19 protein-coding genes are annotated in these 18,102 nt (G+C 65.2%); 12 read left to right on the forward strand and 7 right to left on the reverse strand.

What is annotated here, in order from left to right; all coding sequences use genetic code 11:
• Positions 1 to 327: phytanoyl-CoA dioxygenase family protein (locus VH499_RS01110; protein WP_332050830.1), on the forward strand; the 327-nt coding region annotated here is incomplete at its 5' end.
• 9 nt (positions 328 to 336) lie between these two features.
• Here the strand turns inward: VH499_RS01110 and VH499_RS01115 are convergent.
• A complete protein-coding gene (locus VH499_RS01115; protein ID WP_332050831.1) occupies positions 337 to 2,412 on the reverse strand; it encodes a S9 family peptidase in 2,076 nt (691 codons plus the stop codon).
• 7 nt (positions 2,413 to 2,419) lie between these two features.
• A complete protein-coding gene (locus VH499_RS01120; RefSeq protein WP_332050832.1) occupies positions 2,420 to 3,271 on the reverse strand; it encodes an HpcH/HpaI aldolase family protein in 852 nt (283 codons plus the stop codon).
• A gap of 60 nt (positions 3,272 to 3,331) precedes the next feature.
• Here VH499_RS01120 and VH499_RS01125 point away from each other — a divergent pair, with 60 nt between their 5' ends.
• The gene (locus VH499_RS01125) at positions 3,332 to 4,300 is read left to right on the forward strand and encodes a D-2-hydroxyacid dehydrogenase (protein WP_332050833.1); all 969 of its coding nucleotides are present in this window, start codon (positions 3,332 to 3,334) and stop codon (positions 4,298 to 4,300) included.
• A 13-nt stretch (positions 4,301 to 4,313) separates the two neighbouring features.
• Here VH499_RS01125 and VH499_RS01130 read toward each other — a convergent pair whose 3' ends face one another.
• A complete protein-coding gene (locus VH499_RS01130; RefSeq protein ID WP_332050834.1) occupies positions 4,314 to 6,401 on the reverse strand; it encodes a DUF6600 domain-containing protein in 2,088 nt (695 codons plus the stop codon).
• Positions 6,402 to 6,481: 80 nt separating this feature from the next.
• Between VH499_RS01130 and VH499_RS01135 the strand changes: the two genes are divergently transcribed.
• Positions 6,482 to 7,063 carry a hypothetical protein gene (locus tag VH499_RS01135; RefSeq protein WP_332050835.1) on the forward strand — a complete coding sequence of 194 codons (582 nt, stop codon included), beginning with the start codon at positions 6,482 to 6,484 and terminating at the stop codon, positions 7,061 to 7,063.
• 17 nt (positions 7,064 to 7,080) lie between these two features.
• Positions 7,081 to 7,995 (forward strand): HNH endonuclease, encoded by a 915-nt coding sequence (locus VH499_RS01140; RefSeq protein WP_332050836.1) that lies wholly within the window; start codon positions 7,081 to 7,083, stop codon positions 7,993 to 7,995.
• Here VH499_RS01140 and VH499_RS01145 read toward each other — a convergent pair.
• Complete coding sequence (locus tag VH499_RS01145; protein WP_332050837.1) at positions 7,992 to 8,999, reverse strand: LLM class flavin-dependent oxidoreductase; 1,008 nt, start codon at positions 8,997 to 8,999, stop codon at positions 7,992 to 7,994. The two genes, VH499_RS01140 and VH499_RS01145, sit on opposite strands and share 4 nt — an antisense overlap.
• A 60-nt stretch (positions 9,000 to 9,059) precedes the next feature.
• On the opposite strand from VH499_RS01145, the gene VH499_RS01150 reads away from it, so the two are divergent.
• The 4 genes from VH499_RS01150 (at position 9,060) to VH499_RS01165 (ending at position 12,279) form a co-directional block, all read left to right on the forward strand.
• Positions 9,060 to 9,503, forward strand: a complete 444-nt coding sequence (locus VH499_RS01150) for a VOC family protein (protein WP_332050838.1) — start codon at positions 9,060 to 9,062, stop codon at positions 9,501 to 9,503.
• A 95-nt stretch (positions 9,504 to 9,598) separates the two neighbouring features.
• Positions 9,599 to 10,138 (forward strand): peroxiredoxin, encoded by a 540-nt coding sequence (locus VH499_RS01155; protein ID WP_332050839.1) that lies wholly within the window; start codon positions 9,599 to 9,601, stop codon positions 10,136 to 10,138.
• Between the two features lie 17 nt (positions 10,139 to 10,155).
• A complete protein-coding gene (locus VH499_RS01160) occupies positions 10,156 to 10,707 on the forward strand; it encodes a carboxymuconolactone decarboxylase family protein (protein WP_332050840.1) in 552 nt (183 codons plus the stop codon).
• A 69-nt stretch (positions 10,708 to 10,776) separates the two neighbouring features.
• A complete protein-coding gene (locus VH499_RS01165; RefSeq protein ID WP_332050841.1) occupies positions 10,777 to 12,279 on the forward strand; it encodes an aldehyde dehydrogenase family protein in 1,503 nt (500 codons plus the stop codon).
• A 42-nt stretch (positions 12,280 to 12,321) separates the two neighbouring features.
• On the opposite strand, the gene VH499_RS01170 is transcribed toward VH499_RS01165, so the two are convergent.
• The 3 genes from VH499_RS01170 to VH499_RS01180 are packed head-to-tail and all read right to left on the reverse strand — an operon-like array spanning position 12,322 to position 14,847.
• The gene (locus tag VH499_RS01170; RefSeq protein ID WP_332050842.1) at positions 12,322 to 13,743 is read right to left on the reverse strand and encodes an amidase; all 1,422 of its coding nucleotides are present in this window, start codon (positions 13,741 to 13,743) and stop codon (positions 12,322 to 12,324) included.
• Positions 13,740 to 13,940, reverse strand: a complete 201-nt coding sequence (locus VH499_RS01175) for a hypothetical protein (protein ID WP_332050843.1) — start codon at positions 13,938 to 13,940, stop codon at positions 13,740 to 13,742. The genes VH499_RS01170 and VH499_RS01175 overlap by 4 nt, the downstream gene beginning before the upstream one ends.
• Before the next feature lie 10 nt (positions 13,941 to 13,950).
• Complete coding sequence (locus tag VH499_RS01180; RefSeq protein WP_332050844.1) at positions 13,951 to 14,847, reverse strand: thioesterase family protein; 897 nt, start codon at positions 14,845 to 14,847, stop codon at positions 13,951 to 13,953.
• 194 nt (positions 14,848 to 15,041) lie between these two features.
• On the opposite strand from VH499_RS01180, the gene VH499_RS01185 reads away from it, so the two are divergent.
• From VH499_RS01185 to VH499_RS01200, 4 genes are all read left to right on the forward strand, one after another.
• Positions 15,042 to 15,338 (forward strand): HU family DNA-binding protein, encoded by a 297-nt coding sequence (locus VH499_RS01185; protein WP_332050845.1) that lies wholly within the window; start codon positions 15,042 to 15,044, stop codon positions 15,336 to 15,338.
• Positions 15,339 to 15,707: 369 nt separating this feature from the next.
• The gene (locus VH499_RS01190) at positions 15,708 to 16,166 is read left to right on the forward strand and encodes a carboxymuconolactone decarboxylase family protein (RefSeq protein WP_332050846.1); all 459 of its coding nucleotides are present in this window, start codon (positions 15,708 to 15,710) and stop codon (positions 16,164 to 16,166) included.
• Positions 16,167 to 16,286: 120 nt separating this feature from the next.
• Entirely contained in the window at positions 16,287 to 17,075 is a 789-nt protein-coding gene (locus VH499_RS01195; protein ID WP_332050847.1) for a YdcF family protein, read from the forward strand.
• Entirely contained in the window at positions 17,072 to 18,094 is a 1,023-nt protein-coding gene (locus VH499_RS01200; protein ID WP_332050848.1) for an ABC transporter substrate-binding protein, read from the forward strand. Before VH499_RS01195 ends, VH499_RS01200 begins: the two co-directional genes overlap by 4 nt.
• Positions 18,095 to 18,102 lie beyond the last annotated feature (8 nt).

The following is an 18,102-nucleotide window of genomic DNA, read 5'->3' on the forward strand; positions in this document are numbered from 1 at the left end:
AGGACGGCCTACATGCCGGTGAAGGCCGGCCAGTTCTCGTTGCACCACACGCATCTCGTGCACAATTCGCGGCCCAACCGCTCGAACGACCGGCGGATCGGGCTCGGCATCAGCTACATCCCGACCTGGGCGCGCTGCACCAGCCCGACACGCGTCACTGCGATGCTGGTGCGCGGCCAGGACCGTCACGGCCACTTCGACGACGAGCGCCGCCCGGTCATGGAGGCGGGTCCCGAGGAACGCGCCTTCCACGCGCGGGCCGTCGCTACCTTCCGGCAGATGAATGCCGACGAGGCGAGCGGCAAGCGCGCCGCCATGCGGCGTTGACCGGTCCGATCACGCCAAGCCCATCGCCCAGAGTGCGAAGGCATAGGCAATGGCGACTTCGTCGAGGCGGTCGAAGCGGCCGGCGGCGCCGCCATGGCCTGCGCCCATGTTGGTGCGCAGCAGGATCGGGCCGCCCGAGGTCATGGTCGCGCGCAGCCGCGCGACCCATTTGGCAGCCTCCCAATAGGTGACGCGCGGATCGGTGAGACCTGCCATGGCGAGGATCGCCGGGTAGGCCTTCGCCTGGACGTTCTCGTATGGCGAATAGGAAAGGATGGTGCGGAAGGCCGCCTCGTCGGCGATGGGATTGCCCCATTCGGGCCACTCGGGCGGTGTGAGCGGCAGCCTGTCGTCCAGCATGGTGTTGAGCACGTCGACGAACGGCACCTCGGCGACGATTCCTGCAAACAGCTCGCCGGCCCGGTTGGCGATGGCCCCCATCAGCATGCCGCCGGCGCTGCCGCCGTGGGCCACGATGCGCTTGGCCGAGGTGTACTTGCGCTCGACAAGGGCGTGCGCGGCGGCAATGAAGTCGTCGAAGGTGTTCGTCTTCTTCTCGCGCTTGCCGTCGAGGTACCACGCCCATCCCTTGTCCGCGCCGCCGCGGACGTGGGCGATGGCATAGACGAAGCCGCGATCGACCAGTGACAGCCGGTTCGAGGAGAACGAGGCCGGCATCGCCATGCCGTAGGACCCGTACCCGTAGAGGAGAAGCGGGGCGCTGCCGTCGGGGACGAAATCCCGGCGGTGCAGGATCGAGACCGGGACCTGCGCGCCGTCGTGTGACCGCGCCATGATGCGTATCGTCAGGTAGGCGGCGGGATCGTGACCCGACGGGATCTCCTGCCGCTTGCGCAAGACGCGGGTGCGACCCACCATGTCGTAGTCGTAGACCTCCGTCGGAGTCGTCATCGAGGAATAGGCGAAGCGCAAGGAAGTGGTATAGAATTCGTAGCCACCGATGACGTCGAGCGAATAGGCCGCTTCCTCGAAGATTATCGTGTGTTCGGTGCCGTCCTTCAGGTCGCGGATCACGATCGAGGGCAAGGCGTTGGCGCGCTCCAGGCGCACCATGTGATTGGCATAGAGTTCGAGGCCCAAGAGAAATACGCCGGGGCGATGAGGAATGAGCTCACGCCAGTTCTCGCGACCGGGCGACGAAAGCGATACCGTGACGATGCGGAAATCGATCGCGCCGCCATCGTTCGTCAGGATGAAGAGTTCGTCACCGCGATCGGCGACGCTGTAGCGCACACCCTTCTCCCGCGCGGCGACCAGGCGCGGCGTCGCGTCCGGCCGTGCAAGATCGACCAGCCATTGCTCCGAGGTATCGTGGTCGCCGCCTGCGATGACGCAGAAGCGGCGGCTGGCGCTCTCCTCGATGCTCGTGAACCAGCCCGCGTCCTTCTCCTCATGGACGAGGACGTCGTCCGATTGGGGCGTACCCAGCCGGTGGCGGAAGACCTGCAGCGGTCGGTGATTGTCGTCAAGCCGTACATAGAGGAAGAACGTCGAATCAAGGCCCCAGACGACGCTGCCGCCGGTCTGCTCGACGATGTCGCCGGTGTCCTCACCCGTCGCCCAGCGACGGACGCGGATGGTGAAATACTCCGAGCCGCGCTGGTCGGCGCTCCAGGCTTCGAGCCGGTGATCGGGAGAATGACGCGTGCCCCCGAACTTGAAATAGGCGGAGTCCTTGGCGATCGCATCGCCGTCGAGCACGAGCTGGAAATCGCCGCCGTCCCTCGGTACCCGTCCAATCAGGGTATGCTGACCGCCCTCGCGGTACTTCCAGAGATAGCCGTAGGGGCCGTCGGGCATGGGCACGCCCGAATCGTCTTCCCTGATGCGGCCTCGCATCTCCTCGACGAGCGTCTTCTGAAGGGCTTCGGTAGGTGCGAGAACGGCTTCGGTGTAGCGATTCTCGGCCTCGAGGTACGAGCGAATGTCGGGATCGAGGCGCGACGGATCGCGTAGTACCTGCTGCCAGTTCTCGTCCTTCAGCCAGGCATAGTCGTCGGTGAGGGTGGCGCCATGCAGCGTGCGTTGCGACGGGTGCCGCGGCGCGATGGGCGGCAAGTCCAACGGTCCCTCAATAGTTGCCGACGGCCTTGACGGCGGGCTTGGCCGGTGCCTGCGCCCTGCCCTCGAGCAGGCCGCGCATCTCGGCACCCTTGCTGTCCCACCAGTCGGCGAGAATGCGCACGTCCCAGCCGATACAGAAATGCTTGACGCCGATCTTGAGATATTTTTCCGCCTGGCCCGGATCGCGCAGCTCGACGCGCGGATGCAGACCCTTCCTCAGAGCCATCTCGATGGTCTTTGTCTCGGCTGCCAGGACCTCGGGATCGCCATATTGCGCCGGCTTGCCGATGCTCATGGAGAAGTCCGACGCTCCGAACTGCACCATATCGATGCCCGGCACCGAGAGGATGGCGTCGAGATCGTCCACGCACGACTTCTTCTCGACCATGATGGCGATCACGACGTCGTTCAGCGCCTCGACATAGGCAGGCTGCCCGCCCTGCCGCACGACCCCCACGTCGCGCCGCATACCCACGCCCATGAGGCCCCGGCCGCGTGCGCCTCTTGCCATCGTCGTCTCGGCGCGGACCGCGTTCACGGCAGCCCTGGTATCCTCGACCGAGCGGATGTCGGCGAACAGCACGCTCTGAAAGCCCGAGCCGATCGCGCGCATCGCCTGATGCGTGTATTGCGTCTGCTCGATCTTGATCATGCCGCCAAGCCCCGCCACCTCGAAGGCGCGGCCGAGATTGTCGAGGTCGTGCATGTCGAACGGAGCGTACTCGGCCGTGAACTCGACATAGTCGTACTGGCCGGAATGGCCGATCAGTTCGACCAGGGTGGGCCAGCAGGACAGGATATGCGTGCCGACGGTCGGCTGTCCGGCGTTGAGGCGTTCACGAAGCAGGTTGCGGCGCATGACGTTTCCCCGGTAAGTGCGATGGACGCCAGTTTCGCATTTTGCCTCGGGGGAGTGCCAATGTTTCCGTCGAAGGACCAGCTCACCATCTGCTTTGCGCACGCAGCCTACCGGATGAAGAACCGGTTCGATGCACGACGCACCGGAATCACGAACTTCGAGGTCCGCGCCTATGACGACCTGCAGAAGCGGATCGGCGAGGCCGACGTGGTCGTGGTTTCCGGCATGTGGAAGAACGACCTGATTGCGCACGCGGCAAGGCTGAGATTCATCCAGTCCATCAGCTCGGGCATGGACCAGTATTCCAGGGAGCAGCTCGCGGCGAAAAAGGTGCGCCTGGCGAGTGCCGCCGGCGTCAACGCGCGCGCCGTGGCCGAGCATGCCATGTCGCTGATCCTGGCCGTGGCGCGGCGGCTGCCCGAAGCGCGCGACAACCAGCACAGGAAAATGTGGCGCGGCATGATCGGCGATCTCGCCGAGCGAGAGGACGAGCTCGGCGGCAAGACGATGCTGGTGGTCGGCATGGGCCGCATCGGCAGCCATCTGGCAAGGCTTGCGAAGGCTTTCGACATGAAGGTGATCGGCATCCGGCGCGATCCGGTGCAGGGCACCAACGGTGCAGACTCGATCCATGCCACGACCGATCTGGTGAAGCTGGTTCCACAGGCCGACTTCGTGACGCTGACCTGTGCGCTCACCCCGGAGACCACCGGTCTCATGAACGCGGCGGCGTTCGCGGCGATGAAGCCGTCGTCCGTATTCGTGAACGTGGCGCGCGGCAAGGTGGCGGACGAAGCGGCGCTGATCGACACGATGAAGGTTGGACGGATCTGGGCGGCGGCGCTCGACGTCACGGCGGACGAGCCGCTGCCGGCGGCATCGCCGCTCTGGACGATGCCCAACGTCTTCATCACGCCGCACACGGCGGGCGAGACGCGCCGCTACGAGGACAACGTGCTCGACATCCTGATCGACAACCTGGAGCGCCTGTGGCGAGGAGAGTCTACGTTGCGCAACCAGGTTCTTTGACCGAGACCATCGGCTACTTCTTCTGATTCTGGTCGTGCCCGCCCTGAGAGCTGGAATTGTGCTGCCCTTGCGGTGCCGGACGCGGCGCCTGGGATTGCTGCGGCACTGCCGCTGGATGCGGGGCAGGGGGCGGTGCCGGTGCGCGGACCTGCGGTGGAGGCGCCACGGAGCGGGCCACAGGTGGCGGCATCGGCGCGTGCGCCTGCTGCGGTGGTGACGCAGGAGCATGAACTTGCGGTGCGACGTGCTGCGGCATGGCCTGCGGCTGAGCATGTCGGCCCTCGGCAGGATGCATTACTGCGGGAGCCGGGACGTTCGCCTGCCGTGGTGGTGCGACGCCCGACGCGTGCGTCTCGGCTGGCCGTTGCACTGGCGGCGGTCTTTCAGGCAGAGCCTTCTGGACTTCTGGATGTGCTGTCGAAGGAGTCGAGCGTGGAGGTGGCGGCTCGGCGCGCCGGATCTCGGCCGCCGGCCGCTGCGGCTCTTGATGACTGGCTTGCGACGGTGTCGTTGAAGCCGCCGGAGCGCCAGCGCCTTGGGAAGGAGGAACCGCGCCGGGGTGCGGCAGCAGCGGTGGCAGGTTGGACCGATCGCTCGCACCGTTCGTGTGCTCGACGATCTTCGGTCCGGACGCGGCGTGCGGTTGCGTGGCGGGAGCGGGCCGGCCGATCTGTTCCATGTTGGCGAAGCGGGTCGGCAGGGCAGGCAACGCACCCGGCCGCGAAGCGTGCGCCTGCGGCTCGCCGTTTCGATTGGCGGGCGCCTGCAGGGCCGCGGCGAGCGGACGATCGGGCATCGGCGGCGCGGCGACCGGCGCCACCGGTGCGGAGCCAAGTTTGTCAGCGGCGATCTTGAGCGCGACCTGCTGCACCGGCCGCGAATGGGCAAAATCCTCCGCGGGCACGACCGTGGCGAATCGCCGGTTCAGCCAGCTCTCATGCTGATCGCCGGTGCGCGACGCTTCGTGACGCTCGGCGCGCCGCCAGTGCTCGTCCAGCACCGCCTGCTGGACACGGTCGGTGGCATTGATGCGGCGATAGTAGTTCGGATCGGCGACGTAGGGCGGCACATAGGGTTCGTGGGGCCCGAGCGGGAACCAGCCGACCGGGGCGCGGTTCTGCAAGCCGGCCACGGCGCCGAGCTCGCTGCCGCCGACGAATGCCACGAGCGCGGGAGCATAGACCGGCCGCTCGGCGCGTTGCGGCGGAATCCAGCACCAGCGTTCGCCGCGATGGGCCCAGCGGCCGTAATGAAAAGGCGCGAAGCCCCACGGCTGCGCGTCGACCCAGGTCCAGCCCCAGGGCCCGACATAAGTCCAGTAACCGGTGCCGTAGGGCTGCCAGCCCAGGGGCACTGAATTGGGATACCAGACTTCGCCGTATTCGGGATCGGCGGTCCAAGCACCGTAATGGGCAAGGTCCTCATAGCCGGTCACGCCGGCCGACAGATATTGCGGCGGGGCGGAACCTATCATGCGATCGCGTTCGGCCCAGTAAGCCGGCATGGACGGCGGGGCACTGTGGACGAGACGGAGCTGCACGCTCTCGCTGCCACCGATCAACTCGGCCTGCTCGCCGGAGCGAACGGCGAGCACCTGACCATTCGAGGCCTCGATCCGGGCGGCGCCGGCGCGCACGCCGAGCACCGTCGCATCGTCGGCCGAACCTGCGTGGATGTAGTAATCGCCCTGCTGCTCGAGCATGACCATGCCGCGCGGCGTCAGGACTTGATAGGGCTGGCCGTTGTCCATGCTGAATACCCGGATGTCGAGCCGGCCCCGGTCGAGCTGCAGGCGGGTCTGGCTGTCATCGAGCGCCAGGACGTCGAGCTCGCTGTTGCCGTCCATGCGCACCCGCGTGCCGCCGATCTGGATCTCGCCGTGACCGTTGGGCTCGGTCGACAGCGAATCGCCGGTCGTTATTGGTCGGTTGAGAGCCGCTGGCGACCACGCATCCTGTCGCGCGTCATGAAATGAAACAGGCCCTCGCACATAGGCGATGCGGCCGACACGGCCCGGCGGATCGGCCTGCGCAGACGCGGTACCGCTCGACGCCGCAAGCCCGATACCCAGCATGAGGAAGAGACAAACGGAATGCCGCATGTTTTCAGCTCCTCGACAGGGTATATGTCGGCAAATAAGGCAACGCCGCGCCTCAATTCCAGTTCCGGCGGGAGGACCACATGGCCGTCGCAGATCCCAATCGTACGATTCTGACGGGTGAGAATCCGTTCATCCGGCTAAGTGCACGGGATGGCGATCCGAATTCGACCGATGCGAGCTTCTGGCGCATCCTCTTCTGCCCTGCCGGGCCCGGCCATGTTCTCTATCTCAAGAGCGAACTCACCGACGGACGCTGGCGCATCTATTCGGACAACATTGCGATGGCGCGCTGGCTGCAGAAGACGGTGCAGGGGATGCTCAATCCCGAGCTGAAGGATCCGACGATTCCGGTGATGGACGCCTCGTTCGTCAAGTCGGGTGATCCGCGCTATTTCTGGACCGAGCACGTTTCGTCGGCGGAAGCCGAGATTTCGCTCACCTGGCACGATATCGGCGAGCCGCTGCTCATCCACACGCAACCCAACGCGCCGCCCAATCCCAGGCCCTATGGCGTCTGTACCCTGCTGGTCCCGGCGCTCGCCGCCCGGCTGACGCTGAACGGCGCCCAGGCGAAGGGCCAGCCATGGCCGCGCGAACGCGAGGGCCAGCCCTTCAGCACCTGCGCGCTCGCCTTCTCCGAGAGCTGGACGGAGCCACGTTAGGCTGCAAGCCGGTTACGATGAAGGCAGTCTTCGATACCCGGCCTGGTTCCCGATACGACGACGAAATCCAGACCCGATATCACTTCCCTGATCGCTATATCGACGAGGCGCGGAAGGCGGTCGGCGACTGGATCGTCTATCGGGCAACACGAAGAGGCGGAGAAAAGATCGGCTACTTCGCCGCGGCGCGTGTCGTCGGCATTGATCCCGATGCGAGGCTTGTGGGGCATTCATACGCGCGCATGGCGGACTTTCTGCCATTTGACAGGACCGTCCCTCTGGAGAGGCCGAAGGGTTTTTTCGAGCAGCGGTTGGACTTCGCGGCCAAAAAGTCGAGATCTCTCATCGGACAAGCGCTTCAGGGCAGATCCGTACGGACCATATCCGACATGGAGTTTGGCCAGATCGTTCACGCCGGCTTGGCGGAGACTTTGGCGCCGGCCAATGCCGTTCGTCTGGGTCTGGACCCGGCCCACACCGATTCCAGCACACTTTCCCTTGTCAGCGCACCAGAGGAGGAATGGGAAAGGAAAATCGTGCAGATCCTGATGAACCGAAAGATTCGAGACGCGAGTTTTCGACTTCAGGTGTGTGATGCCTACGACAACACCTGCGCGGTCAGCCGGTTGCGCATGATCAATGGCGGGGGAAAGGCCGAAGTCCAGGCCGCCCATATCTGGCCGGTCTCGGACGGTGGCCCGGACGTCGTGCAGAACGGGCTGGCCCTTTCCGCGACAGCTCATTGGCTCTTCGATCGCCACCTCATATCGCTGACCGACGACTATGGACTACTGGTCTCGCATAACAGGGTACCCAGCGAACTGCGATCCCTCTTCCAAAATCAACTTGCAAGGATTCACTTGCCGAAGGACAAAGGCCTTTGGCCTCATCTCCGCTATGTGCAGCGGCATCGTGCGGCTTTCCTCGGCTAGCTTGCAGAGCTCCCGGCTTCCGCCAGCAGGGTGTAGCTCCTGCGACGCACGGCCTCGTCATGAGTCCAGGTCACCACGGCCATCTCGTCGACACCGACCCGGTCCTTCAGGTCGACGATGCGCGCCATGACGTCGGCGCCGGTGCCGACGAAAGCTTCCCTGCGCAGCCGTTCCATCTTCGCCTGCTCCTGCGGGGCAAGTGTCGCCGCCGCGGCCACGTCGGGCGCCACGAGCGGCCCGAGCAATCCCTTGTCGCGGTTGATGCGCGACAGCGCCCGCGACGTGAGATGATATTGCGCCTCCTCCATGCTGTCGGCGGCGAGCGCCCAGACGCAGAGGGCGGAATGCGGCTCGGGGTGGCGCGCGCTCGGCCGGTAGTTCTTCTTGTAGAGCTCGATGGCGCGCTCGCCGCCGGCGCCGTCGCTGAAGAACCAGGCGAAGCAGTAGGGAAGGCCGAACAGCGCCGCGACCTGTGCCCCGTAGTCGGAACTGCCCAGGATCCAGATCTCGGGTGAGGTGGGGCCGCTGGGATAGGCTTTCACAGGCGCGAACGGATGGCCCTCCACCAGAGGTTCGTCCTGCACCCAGGCCATCAGGTCGCGCACGTCGGCAGGGAAATGCTCGGGCCGCTCGTGGGCGGCGGGATTGAGGGCAAAGGCGGTTCGGCCGTCCGAGCCTGGCGCGCGGCCCAGACCCAGGTCGATGCGGCCCGGCGCCAGTGCATCGAGAACGCGGAACACCTCCGCCACTTTGAACGGCGAGTAGTGCGGCAGCATGATGCCGGCGCTGCCGATGCGGATGCGCTCGGTAGTGGCCGCGATCGCCGCCATCACGATTTCCGGCGCCGTGCCCACGATGGTAGGGTGGTTATGGTGCTCGGACACCCAGAAGCGCTCGTAGCCCAGCGACTCGCAATGGCGCGCCAGCGCCACGGTGTTGCGGATCGATTGGTCATGGGGACGGCCGGCGACGGCGATCGACTGATCGAGTACGGAAAGACGCATCGGTCAGGGAACTTAGGCCGTAGGCTTCGGTTGTCCACCTGTGCCTGGAAGGAGGCCGCCATGCCCCGGACCCCGTGTCGTGTCGCCGGCATTGACCATATCTCCATCAGGGTCAGCGACTACGAGAAGTCGAAAGCGTTCTATTCGAAACTGTTCGGGTTCCTCGGTTTCGAGGTTTCGGACGAATATCCCGGCACGATCGGCTGGACCAATGGCCACACGCGCTACTGGATCGCCGAAGCCGAGGGCCGCAAGCAGTACAAGATCGGCGACGTCGGCTTCCACCACTACGCGTTCGAGCTGCGCAATCGCCGAGATGTCGACGAGCTGCAGGCTTGGCTCGAGAAGCAAAAGGTGAAAATCGTCGATCCGGCCGACGAATACTACGAGGACTACTACGCCGTCTTTTTCCTCGATCCCGACGGGCTGAAGCTCGAGGGCATGAAATACGGTGAGCTCACAGCCAAGAAGTCGAAGGCCAAGGCATTGAAGAAAAAGGGATAATTACCACTTTGGAATACTCCTGCGAATGACTTGCAACCCGACCGGCGGCCACCAATATTGGAAACGTTCCAAACTAAAGACCTACGGAGCGTTTCATGATGACCATCGGCGACAAGTTTCCCTCCTTCGATCTTAAGGCGGTGGTGGGCAGCGACCCCAAGAGCGCCTTCAGGCAAATCAACGACAAGTCCGACAAGGGCAAGTGGAAGGTCGTGTTCTTCTGGCCGAAGGATTTCACCTTCGTCTGCCCGACCGAGATCGCGGCCTTCGGCAAACTGAACCGCGAGTTCAACGACCGTGATGCTGTCGTCTATGGCGTGTCGATCGACTCCGAGTACGTGCATCTCGCGTGGCGTCAGAACCACGCCGACCTCAAGGCGCTGCCCTTCGCGATGCTTTCGGACCAGAAGCGCGAGCTCTCGAGCATGCTCGGCATCCTGGACAAGAACGAGGGCGTGGCCCTGCGCGCGACCTTCATCGTCGATCCCGATGGCATTATCCGCTTCGTGTCGGTGAACGACCTCTCGGTCGGGCGCAACCCGCAGGAAGTGCTGCGCGTCCTCGATGCGCTGCAGACCGACGAGCTGTGCCCCTGCAACTGGCAGAAGGGCGAAGAGGTCCTGAAGGCCGCCTAGGGAACAAGGAGAAGATGATGTCACTCGATCTCCTCAAGGAGCGGCTGCCGGACTATGCCCGCGACCTCAAGCTCAACCTGTCGAGCCTCGCGTCGGAGCAGGTCCTTACGGAGCAGCAGAAGGCCGGCAGCTTCATCGCAGCCGCACTCGCTGCCGACCATGCGCCGACTACCAGGGCGGTGGTCGACGCCTTCGCGAGCCAGCTTTCACCGGAAGTGCTCAATGCCGTCAAGATCGCGGCGGCGTTGATGGCGATGAACAACATCTACTATCGCTTCGTGCACCTTGTGGACGCGTCCGACTACAAGACCTTGCCGGCGAAGCTGCGCATGACCGCGATGGCCAAGCCCGGCGTCGACAAGGTCGATTTCGAGCTCTGGTCGCTCGTCGTCTCGGCCGTGAATGGCTGCGGCATGTGCCTGGAGAGCCACGAGAAGGTTTGCCGGGAGCATGGTCTTTCGGCGGAGCAGATCCAGGCGGCGGTGCGGATCGCGGCCGTGGTCCACGCCGTTGCCCGCACGCTCAGTGCAGAAGAGGCGCTTGTGCCGCAACTCGCACGGGCGGCCTGAGGCCGCCGAACCTTGTAGCGCCACGGCATGCGGGCCAAACTCCGGCCAAACTGGATCCGGAGAGCCCTCATGTCGATGACCGCAATGCAAGTGAAGTCGCAGCCCGCCGTTCCCGGTACATATCAACCCAAAGGCATGCTGATCGGCGGCAAATGGGTCGGCGCCGCCTCCGGTCAACGCTTCGCCGTCGAGAATCCCGCCAAGCGCACCTCCATCGCCGAAGTGCCCCGCGCGGCGGCCGCCGATGTCGAGGCGGCGGTTGCCGCGGCGGACAAGGCATTCCCGGCCTGGAAATCGGTCGTGCCGCGCGAGCGCGGCAAGCTCCTGCTCAAGATCGCCGAGGCGATCGAGCCAAGAGTCGAGGAACTCGCGCGCACCATCGCCCTCGAAACGGGCAATGCGCTGAGGACGCAGGCGCGCGGCGAGGCCAAGCTCACTGCCGACATCTTCCGCTATTTCGGCGGCCTGGCCTCAGAGCTGAAAGGCGAGACCGTGCCGCTTGGCGAGCATGTTCTGTCCTATACGCGGCGCGAGCCGATCGGCATCGTGGGCGCCATCATTCCGTGGAATGCGCCGGTGATGCTGGGCGCGCTCAAGATCGCGCCGGCTCTTTGCGCCGGCAATGTGATGGTGATGAAGGCCGCCGAGGATGCGCCGCTCGGCGTGCTGATGATGGCCGACATCTGCCAGGAGTTCCTGCCGGCCGGCGTGCTCAACATGTTGACGGGCTACGGCCAGGAATGCGGTGGACCGCTCGCCAATCATCCGAAGATCCGCAAGCTCTCCTTCACCGGCTCGACCGAGGTCGGCAAGGTGATCATGCGGGCCGCAGCGGAGCGAATCGTGCCCGTGTCGCTGGAGCTCGGCGGCAAGAGCCCGTCGATCGTCTATCCCGACGTCGACGAGGAGTGGACGGTCGACGGGATCATCGGCGCCATGCGCTTCACCCGCCAGAGCCAGAGCTGCACCGCGGGCTCGCGGCTCTTCCTGCATGAGGACATCTTCGACTCCTTCCTGAACAAGCTCGAGAAGAAGACGACCGCCCTCAAGATCGGCGACCCGCTCGACGAGGCGACCGACGTCGGCACCATCATCAACAACAAGCAGTACACCAAGGTCTGCAAGTACGTGCAGGACGGCCTCGACCGCAGCGATGCCAAGCTGGTGTTCGGGGGCCTGCCGCCCAAGACCGGTCCCTTGAGCGAAGGCTATTTCACCATTCCGACCGTGTTCGCCGACCGCTCCAACGACTGGCGGCTGGCGCGCGAGGAGATCTTCGGGCCGGTGTTGGTTGCGATCCGCTGGAGCGACGAGGCCGAGGCGATCCGCATGGCCAACGACAGCCACTACGGGCTTGCCGCCTATGTCTGGACCCACGATATCGGCCGGGGCCTGCGCGCTGCGCATGCCATCGAGTCGGGCTGGGTACAGGTCAACCAGGGCGGCGGCCAGACGCCCGGCATGTCCTACGGCGGTTACAAGCAAAGCGGCATCGGCCGCGAATTCTCGCTCGAAGGCATGCTCGACAGCTTCACGCAGAGGAAGAGCGTGACGGTCAATCTGGCGGTGTGAGGACCAAAGATCCCGAATCGGAGGCGAGGCACTTTTCCTTTTTCAGGTTGGCACCCGCCTATGAAATTCCGTCACGCCCTGATAGGCGTGGCCGATGCGATAGAGCAGCGCCTCGTCGAACGGCCGGCCGACGAGCTGCATGCCGATCGGCAGCCCGTTGGCATCGAAGCCGCAGGGGACCGACAGCGCCGGTACGCCGAGCGTGTTGAAAGGACGGGTGAGGGCGGTGAAGCGGCCGACCATGCCGAGCGTTGCCGGTCCGCCTTTGGCTTCCACATCGGTCTCCTCGATGGTCGGGATGGGGAAGGGGATGGCTGGCAACAGAACGGCATCGACGCCCTCCAGCGCCGTTGTCAGGAACTCCCTCAGGAAATGCCCGCGGAGGCGCAGCGCGTCGATATACTGCGTCGCCGGAATGAAGAAACCGGCTTCCATGCGCGTGCGCACCTGGTTGGCATAGGCGTCCGGCATCTTCTCCAGCCACGGCCGATGCATCGCGGCGGCCTCACATTTCACGATCACCTCGGCGGCACGGTAGAGCGCGGTGAAGTCGGGCAGCGTCGCCGGCGTGACACGGGCGCCAAGCTTGCCCAGAGCGTCGGCTGCCGTCTGGACAGCGCCGCCGACTTCCGCATCGAGCGGCGCGGACCCGTCGTTCGGCAAGGCAAGCCCGAGCCTGAGGCCCGACACACCACCTTCCAGCAGCCTCTCATAGTCTGGCACCGGCCTCTCGCTGGCAGTCGAGTCGTCCGGATCATGGCCGGCGATCACGCCGAGGAGCCGGGCATTGTCCCGCACCGTCCGCGTGAGCGGACCGACATGATCGAGACTCCAGGAACGGGCCAGCGCGCCGGCGCGGCTCACGCGGCCGTAGGTCGCCTTCATGCCGACCACACCGCAGGCGGACGCGGGGAGGCGAATCGAGCCACCCGTGTCGGATCCCAGGGCGCCATACACCACGCGCGCCGCCACCGATGCGCCCGAGCCGCTCGAGCTGCCGCCGGTAACGCGCTTGCTATCCCAGGGATTGCGGCAATGGCCATGATGGACATTGTGGCCCGTCGGACCGGCGGCAAATTCCGCCATGTTGAGGAAGCCCAGCTCGACCACGCCTGCCGCGTCGAGCTTCTGCAACACCGTCGCCGTCACGGGGGCACGCCAGTCACGGCGGATGGCGCTGCCGCCGGTCGAGAGCTCGCCCTTGCGGTAGTACATGTCCTTGTGCGCCATCGGCACACCGTGCAGGGGCCCGCGGCGCTTGCCCGCGGCGAGCTCGCTATCCAGGGTCTTCGCCTGGGCGAGCGCCTTCTCCCTGTTCAGGCGCAGGAAGGCGTTGGTTCGCGGCTGCCAGGTTTCGATGCGGGCGAGGCAGGCCTCGGTCACTTCGACCGAGGTAACGCGGCGAGCCGCGATCGCCTCGGCGATCTCGCTCAGATCGACGAGCGCCAGATCATCGTTCCTCATTTGCGTGCCTCGCGCTCCAGGAGACTCGCGAAAGCGGCAGGGTCGTCGTCGAAGGTGAGCCGTTCGGCCGCCGCCTTGCGTACGGCGTCATTCAGCACGTCGACTTCGGCTGCGAGTTCGGCCAGGCGCCCGTCGTCGTACTTCAATCCCTGGAGGCCCGCGGCGATGCCGGCAGCGGTTCTGGTCTTTTCATCCATGGATTTCTCCTTATGCAAAGAGACGCAGCTTCAGCCTGGCAAGCCGCGCTCGATCTTCTGCCGAGAAAGTCATGATCCTGCGGGCCGTTTGGTCGAACTTCATGGCGATGCCTTCGGCCGACGCGGCAAGGGTGCCCGACTCGGCGTCGAAGGCGTAATGAGCCAATTTCAGGATCCTGTCCGAGAAATCGGCCAGACCGCTCATGACCACGAGCAGATTTCCTGCACCGAGCCACGCACGATAGGTGTGCAGCGTCTCCACGACCACCGTTCCCTCGCCGCGTTCCTGCATGGCGGTCCGGCCGAAGCCGAAATGGTTCCAGAGCATCGGCGCGGCGTCGGAGTAGCGGGCGAACTGGTGACGCGGCAAAAGAATCCCCTGCTCGTCACATTCGGCCGGCTTGATTATCGTACGCCCCACCGTGATCAGGCCGATGCTTTCCGCATCGTCGAACCTGATATCCGGCAGTTGCGGAATGCCGACACTTCGCGGCCGCGCACTGCCTGGCAGCTCGATTCGGGCAGCCTCGACGCGGGCACGGAATTCATCGGGCCAGGGCTTGCCGCTCGCGAAGCGCCGGCAGGCGGTCGCTGCAAGTGAACTGTCCGCCGGGTTCCGCATCTCGTGATAGAAAATGACGTCGTCCTTGCCGAGCTGCACCGGCGCCGAACGTACCTCGACCGAATCGACGACGCGAAACTCGCGAAGATAGCGAATATGGTCCTCGCTCGCGCGCACGATGAGGCCTGCGGCGCGTTGCGCACGCGGCCCCAAGCCAAGCCGATGAAGCAGATGCGCCGACGCCTCGTGGACGAACTCGGTGTAGAACTGGACGTTCAGATGGTCGTTCTCATCGCACTGCCAAGTGTTCACCGCGGTGGTGAAAGTCGGGATCAAAACGGGCATTGGCACACGAGGCACTCTCTGCAACCTGTGGATGGCCGCCTCAAATGGCCGAAAAAGCCCCAGAAATCGACATTTTTCGTGGATTGAGGGCTTGCGACGCCGCGATTCGTGGATAACCTTGGGCTCGTCGGCGCAAGCCTTGGGGCGTCAGGGACCGCCGGCGGAACGATAAAATCGCAAGGGACCCCTCAACTATGGCTACCAAACCCTCCACTCCTACCGTCCCGCTGTCCAAGGTGGCGGCCGAGCTGGCCGAGAAAACGGGCATGACGAAGAAGGACGCTACTGGCGCCCTCGACGAGTTCGTCGGCCTGGTCGTGAAGCACCTCAAGAAGGGCAACAAGGTCCGCATCACGGGCCTCGGCATCCTTCAGGTGCGCAACCGCCCGGCGCGTATGGGCCGCAATCCGGCCACAGGCGAGGCAATCAAGATCAAGGCGTCGAAGAAGGTCGCCTTCCGCGTCGCCAAGGATCTGAAGGAAGCGATCTAACCTGTCGCCTGGAAGATCAAGGCGGGCCTCGATGCAAGTCGAGCCCGCCTTTTTCTATGGGAGCGCCAGGTATCCGGGAGCGCGAGGTCGAGCCGGCGCCGAGATCGGGATCCGTGATGGGCCGCCACGGCTTCGCGTTCAGGCGCGCTTTGGAACCAGCGCGGCTGAGGCGCAGCCGGGCCTTCTGGCCGGGCGTCATCGCGCTCGATTGGCGAGCCGAGCAACCGACAGGCGACGCCGCGCAGGGCATGAGCGATGGTTTCGAAGCGCTCCGCCAGCCGATTCTTTTCGTCCCTCTGTCACATCTCCGCAGCGTCGTGCGTCATCACAGTGACGAACGACATCCTGTCGATGTGACGAGGAGACATCATGAAAGCGCGAATGAACAACCCGGTCATGGTCATCCCCGAAGCCCTGCAGGCTCTTCTGGCCGTGGGGCAGGCGGCAAAGAAAGGCGGCTTGCCGCCGCAAACGGCACTCCTGGTGCATCTCCGCGCGAGTCAGATCAATGGCTGCGGCGTCTGCGTCGATATGCACTCCCGGGAGCTCAGGAAGGCGGGCGCGCCGGACGAACGCATCTTCGGTGTCGCGGCGTGGCGGGAATCACCCTATTTCACCGATCCCGAACGGGCGGCACTGGCGCTGACGGAAGCCGCGACGCGGCTCGCCGATCGCGCCGATGCCGTGCCTGACGACATCTGGGGCGCGGCGGCGGGGCACTTCGACGAACGGGCGCTGGCGGCGTTGCTCATCGAGATCGCGCTGATCAATGCCTGGAATCGGCTCAACGCCGCCAGCCGCCAGCCGGCAGGCTCCGTCCCGGTCTGAGAGTCGCACTGCCGGGGACGTATCCCGCACAGCGGCATCGATCGGGTCTAACCGACGATATTTTGGCGCTCCATGCCGGGCGCGATCGCAGGCTAGTATGACCTCGCGATCACGCCCGACATGACTAGCTTCATTGCCCTCAAGGTTCTCAGCAGCCTGATCCTGCCGCCGGCATCCGTCGCAGTCGCGGCGGTCCTGTGCCTTCTTCTGCTGTTCCTGGAGAGGCGACGTTTGGCGCTGGCGCTACTGGCGCTCGCGGTCGCCGAGACCGTGATCCTGTCGTTTCCGCCGGTCAGCGACGCGATGATGGAGCACCTCGAGGATCGGGCGCGCGCCGCGGCGGCTTCGGGACCAGGCTGCTGCTTCGACGCCATCGTCGTGCTGGGCGGCGGGATCATGCCGGCCATCCCGCCGGCCCGGGTCTTCCCCGACCTGAATGACAGTGCCGACCGGATGTGGCTGGCGGCGAGGCTCTTTCGCCAGGGGATCGCGCCGCGCGTCATCGTGAGCGGCGGAGGGTTCATGGCGCGCGAGGAGGACGCGGCGACGACCGAGGCCAGCGCGATGCGCCTGTTCCTGATCGATCTCGGTGTGCCGTCCGACGCGATCGTCTCCGAAGGCCGTTCGATCAATACCATAGAGAACATGCGGTACGTGCATCGCATGGTCGGCGACCGGCGCGTGGCGCTGGTGACCTCGGCCTATCACATGCCGCGCGCCCTGCTGATTGCGGCACGAGAGAAGCTTGCGGTTTCGGCGTTCCCCACCGATTACCGGGCGGTAAGAGAAGCGCGGCCGGTGTGGGAGAACTGGATTCCCTCGGCCGACTCGCTCTCGATCGCATGTCTGGCACTGAGGGAGATCCTCTCAATCACGTTCGACTGGCGCATCGGCGCGGAGGCAAGGTGACAGGCGCCTGGCGGCTCAGCCGGCGCGCGGCGCTGGGGCTCGGCCTGGCGACACCGCTGCTGGGGCGGCTGGCGCGCCGAGCGCGCGCGCGAGCGCTCGATCGGCTGAGCTTCAACACCGACTGGCGCGCGCAGGCCGAGCATGGCGGCTACTACCAGGCGGTGGCGGCCGGCATCTACCGGAAGTATGGCATCGACTGCGACCTGCGGCCGGGTGGACCGAACCTCAACATCAGCGAGCTCCTGCTGGCGGGCCGCGTCGACATGATCATGTCGAACAGCTTCGAGGCATTCACCTACGTGCGCGAGAAGGCGCCGTTCTTCACCATCGCCGCGATCTTCCAGAAGGATCCGCAGGTGCTGATCGCCCATCCCGGCTCGGGCATCACGAGCTTCGACAAGCTCAAGGGCCATACGCTCCTGATCGGCAGCGGCGGGCGCGTGACCTACTGGCCGTACTTGCGCAAGAAGTACGGCCTCTCCGACAGCCAGCTCCGGCCCTACACCTTCAATTCAGCGCCCTTTCTGGCCGATCCCGATGCCGTGCAGCAGGGCTTTCTCTCGTCGGAGCCCTATTCGATCGCCAAGGTCCTGGGCAAGCTGCCAGAAGTGATGCTGATCGCCGATGCGGGCTTCAGCGCCTATCAGGCCACCATCGCCATCTCGCGCAGGCTGGCGACGGAGAAGAAGGAGCTGATCCAGCGCTTCGTCGATGCGACGCTCGAAGGCTGGGCCCAATATCTCAAGGGCGGGCCCGAGACCGACGCGGCCAATGCGCTGATCAAGCGCGACAACCCCGATCAGACTGACGATCGGATCAGTTACGCCGTCAAGGTGCTCAATGAGCGCGGGATCGTCCTCTCGGGCGATGCGCTAGCCGGCGGCATCGGCGCCATGAGCGAGAAGCGCTGGCGGGACTTCTACGAGCAGATGGTCGATGTCGGGGTCTTCCCCAAAGGGCTCGACGCGCGACTGGCCTACGCGCTCGATTTCGTGAACAAGGGCATCGGCAAACCATAGGAGCGGAC

The organism is Reyranella sp. (assembly GCF_036558665.1).
Lineage (GTDB): Bacteria > Pseudomonadota > Alphaproteobacteria > Reyranellales > Reyranellaceae > Reyranella.

Bases quoted from the DNA above. Each gene is read 5' to 3' on its own strand.
- VH499_RS01120 (WP_332050832.1), bottom strand. From the start codon at position 3,271: ATGCGCCGCAACCTGCTTCGTGAACGCCTCAACGCCGGACAGCCGACC.
- VH499_RS01125 (WP_332050833.1), top strand. From the start codon at position 3,332: ATGTTTCCGTCGAAGGACCAGCTCACCATCTGCTTTGCGCACGCAGCC.
- VH499_RS01130 (WP_332050834.1), bottom strand. From the start codon at position 6,401: ATGCGGCATTCCGTTTGTCTCTTCCTCATGCTGGGTATCGGGCTTGCG.
- VH499_RS01135 (WP_332050835.1), top strand. From the start codon at position 6,482: ATGGCCGTCGCAGATCCCAATCGTACGATTCTGACGGGTGAGAATCCG.
- VH499_RS01140 (WP_332050836.1), top strand. From the start codon at position 7,081: ATGAAGGCAGTCTTCGATACCCGGCCTGGTTCCCGATACGACGACGAA.
- VH499_RS01145 (WP_332050837.1), bottom strand. From the start codon at position 8,999: ATGCGTCTTTCCGTACTCGATCAGTCGATCGCCGTCGCCGGCCGTCCC.
- VH499_RS01150 (WP_332050838.1), top strand. From the start codon at position 9,060: ATGCCCCGGACCCCGTGTCGTGTCGCCGGCATTGACCATATCTCCATC.
- VH499_RS01155 (WP_332050839.1), top strand. From the start codon at position 9,599: ATGATGACCATCGGCGACAAGTTTCCCTCCTTCGATCTTAAGGCGGTG.
- VH499_RS01160 (WP_332050840.1), top strand. From the start codon at position 10,156: ATGTCACTCGATCTCCTCAAGGAGCGGCTGCCGGACTATGCCCGCGAC.
- VH499_RS01165 (WP_332050841.1), top strand. From the start codon at position 10,777: ATGTCGATGACCGCAATGCAAGTGAAGTCGCAGCCCGCCGTTCCCGGT.
- VH499_RS01170 (WP_332050842.1), bottom strand. From the start codon at position 13,743: ATGAGGAACGATGATCTGGCGCTCGTCGATCTGAGCGAGATCGCCGAG.
- VH499_RS01175 (WP_332050843.1), bottom strand. From the start codon at position 13,940: ATGGATGAAAAGACCAGAACCGCTGCCGGCATCGCCGCGGGCCTCCAG.
- VH499_RS01180 (WP_332050844.1), bottom strand. From the start codon at position 14,847: ATGCCCGTTTTGATCCCGACTTTCACCACCGCGGTGAACACTTGGCAG.
- VH499_RS01185 (WP_332050845.1), top strand. From the start codon at position 15,042: ATGGCTACCAAACCCTCCACTCCTACCGTCCCGCTGTCCAAGGTGGCG.
- VH499_RS01190 (WP_332050846.1), top strand. From the start codon at position 15,708: ATGAAAGCGCGAATGAACAACCCGGTCATGGTCATCCCCGAAGCCCTG.
- VH499_RS01195 (WP_332050847.1), top strand. From the start codon at position 16,287: ATGACTAGCTTCATTGCCCTCAAGGTTCTCAGCAGCCTGATCCTGCCG.